The organism is Mycobacterium sp. (assembly GCF_049281135.1).
Classification (GTDB): Bacteria; Actinomycetota; Actinomycetes; order Mycobacteriales; family Mycobacteriaceae; genus Mycobacterium.
This window is the reverse complement of the sequence record NZ_JBAPRN010000469.1, coordinates 1-2,731: the sequence shown is the minus strand read 5'-3', so window position 1 is coordinate 2,731 and position 2,731 is coordinate 1. Positions and strand designations below refer to the sequence as shown.

At 65.2% G+C, this 2,731-nt stretch carries 3 protein-coding genes; 2 read left to right on the top strand and 1 reads right to left on the bottom strand.

Annotated elements, in window-relative coordinates:
• On the top strand, positions 1-1,336 hold a 1,336-nt coding region (locus tag WAN02_RS18900; protein ID WP_422265772.1), incomplete at its 5' end, for an amidase.
• Here WAN02_RS18900 and WAN02_RS18895 read toward each other — a convergent pair.
• The gene (locus tag WAN02_RS18895; RefSeq protein WP_422265771.1) at positions 1,333-1,752 is read right to left on the bottom strand and encodes a MarR family winged helix-turn-helix transcriptional regulator; all 420 of its coding nucleotides are present in this window, start codon (positions 1,750-1,752) and stop codon (positions 1,333-1,335) included. The two genes, WAN02_RS18900 and WAN02_RS18895, sit on opposite strands and share 4 nt — an antisense overlap.
• A gap of 45 nt (positions 1,753-1,797) precedes the next feature.
• On the opposite strand from WAN02_RS18895, the gene WAN02_RS18890 reads away from it, so the two are divergent.
• Positions 1,798-2,484: a class I SAM-dependent methyltransferase gene (locus WAN02_RS18890; RefSeq protein WP_422265770.1), complete on the top strand. Its 687-nt coding sequence runs from the start codon at positions 1,798-1,800 to the stop codon at positions 2,482-2,484.
• The last annotated feature ends 247 nt before the right edge of the window (positions 2,485-2,731 follow it).

Below are 2,731 nucleotides of genomic sequence, written 5' to 3'. Positions count from 1 at the left end.
CAACTCAGGTCGGGTAGGCCGGACCGAGGTCGTCGAGGCAGCGATCGCCCGCACCGAAGCCGTCAACCCCGCGCTCAACGGCGTGGCCTACGAGGCTTTCGACCGGGCTCGGGCACAGGCGGCGGCACCAGCCCGCGCCGGCTTCTTCAGCGGCGTGCCGACGTTCATCAAGGACAACGTCGACGTTGCCGGATTGCCGACGATGCGCGGCACCGACGCGTGGCCGCCGCGCCCAGCCGAAGCCGACAGCGAGTTCGCCCGGACATACCTGGCCACCGGGATGACGTCGCTGGGCAAGACCCAGATGTCGGAATACGGCTTCAGCGCCTCGGCTGAACACCCGCGACTGGGACCGGTGCGCAACCCGTGGAACACCGACCACACCGCGGGCGCATCGTCGTCGGGCTCCGCCGCGTTCGTGGCCGCCGGTGCGGTGCCGATTGCCCATGCCAATGACGGTGGCGGTTCGATCCGAATTCCCGCGTCCTGCAACGGACTCGTCGGGCTGAAGCCGTCGCGTGGCCGGCTACCGCTAGACAAAGAAGTCAGGCAAATGCCGATTCGCATCGTCGCCAACGGAGTGGTCAGCCGATCGGTGCGCGACACCGCCGCGTTCTATCGGGAAGCCGAACGCATCTGGCGCGCGCCCAAGCTCACGCCGATCGGAGACGTGCAGCACGCCGGAGCAAAGCGACTGCGGATCGCCGTCATCACCCACTCACTTCTACGCGAATCCAGCCCCGAGGTTCGCGAGCTGACCCTGAAATCTGCCGGCTTGCTCGAAGAGCTCGGCCACCGCGTCGACCATCTCGAAAAACCGCCGGTGCCTTCGAGTTTCGTGTCCGACTTCGTGCTCTACTGGGGACTGCTGGCCATGGGCCAAATTCAGCAGAACAAGCGCACCTTCGAGGGATTCGATGTCACACGCTTGGACAACCTGTCGCGGGGCCTGGACCGCCATGCGCGTCGAAATCTGCATCGCATGCCGCTGGCGCTGATCCGTTTGTCGCGCGTCCGGCGGCACACCGAACGGCTGGCTCGCACTTACGACCTCGTGCTGACACCGACGTTGGCTGACGAGCCGCCGCAGATCGGTCACCTCGACCCGACCGCCGACTATGACCAGATCATCGACCGGCTGCAGGACTGGGTCGCGTTCACGCCGTTGCAGAACGTCACGGGGGAGCCGGCGATCTCGTTGCCGCTGGCGGTGTCGACCAACGGATTACCGGTCGGGATGATGTTCTCGGCGCCGGTGGGCCACGAAGCCCGCTTGCTGGAACTGGCTTACGAACTCGAAGACGCCCGGCCCTGGGCGCGTATCGACCAGGCCTAGTCGGGTCCCAGCGCCTCCAGCATTCGCTTGAACTCGCGCTGTTGAGATGCCGACAGCTTGGCCAGCACGCGTGCGTCTGCTTCCCGCACCGCGGCCTCGGCGTGTTTCAGCTTCGTCCGGCCATCCGCGGTCAGCGAGGCCGGCAGCGCACGGCCGGATGCCACCGATGCGGGGCGGGTCACGATCTGCGCGTTCTCCAGCCTGTGCAGCACCGTGTTCATCGCCTGCGGTGATACATTGCCCAGCCGGGCCAGTTCCGCGCTGGACAACCCGGGGCTCATGGAAAGCATTCGCATGCAGACGAATTCGGGCAGGGTCAGGCCCAGCGGGCTCAGCGCGGCCGCTACCTCCGGCCGCAATGTTGCCATCACCTGAAACAACAGGTACCCAAGCGGCGCATTCTCAATGTTGCCCATATCAACGATGTTGACACATATCAGCCTGGTTGATATATCTGGGGTATGACTGAAACTCAGAAATTCGATTTCGATCCGGCCTACCGTGGCGAGGCTGCCGAGTTTTCGGGTGGCCGACCGCCGTGGAGTTTGGGCGAGCCGCAGCCGGAGATTGCGGCTCTGATCGATCAGGGCAAGATCCAGGGCGACGTGCTCGACGCCGGCTGTGGCGAGGCCGCACTGGCGTTGCACATGGCGGCGTTAGGCCACAACACGGTCGGGCTGGATGCCTCGCCCACGGCGATCGAGTTGGCCACGGCGGAGGCCGCCAGTCAAGGGCTGACTAATGCCTCATTCGAGGTGGCCGACATCACTGACTTCACCAGTTGGCCGACTGGTTCCGAAGGCCGATTCAACACGATCGTGGACAGCACGCTGTTCCATTCGATGCCCGTTGAGCTGCGGGACGGCTACCAGCGCTCGATCGTCCGGGCCGCCGCCCCGGGCGCGTCGTACTTCGTTCTGGTCTTCGACCGCAACGGGATGCCCGACGGTCCGGCCAACCCGGTGACCGAGGACGAGTTGCGTGATGCGGTGTCGCGGTACTGGGTGATCGACGAGATCCGGCCGGCCAGGATTCACGCCAACTTCGCCGACAGCAGTAGCCCCGAGTTCCTGTTTGCCGACGTTCGCGACGAGGGCAACGGACGCAAATCCGTACCCGCCTGGCTGCTGTCGGCGCACTTGGGCTGATCGGCCAGCGGCCAAAGCCGTTACGTCCCACAACCTCCTCGCAGACAGCGAGGAGGTTGTGGCGTCCGTGGGGTGTGGTGTCCACCAGTGCCGCCCGAAAACTCTGTCCCGGAGCAGTTCTTCGACGACTTTGGGTCTGTGCGGGCCAAGTACCGTGCTTGGGACCGCGAGATCACTCGGTCCCAGCCTGATCTCTGTGGGTGTGCTGTGACGTCGGCAAGCGAGGATGTGAACATCCGTCGATGAG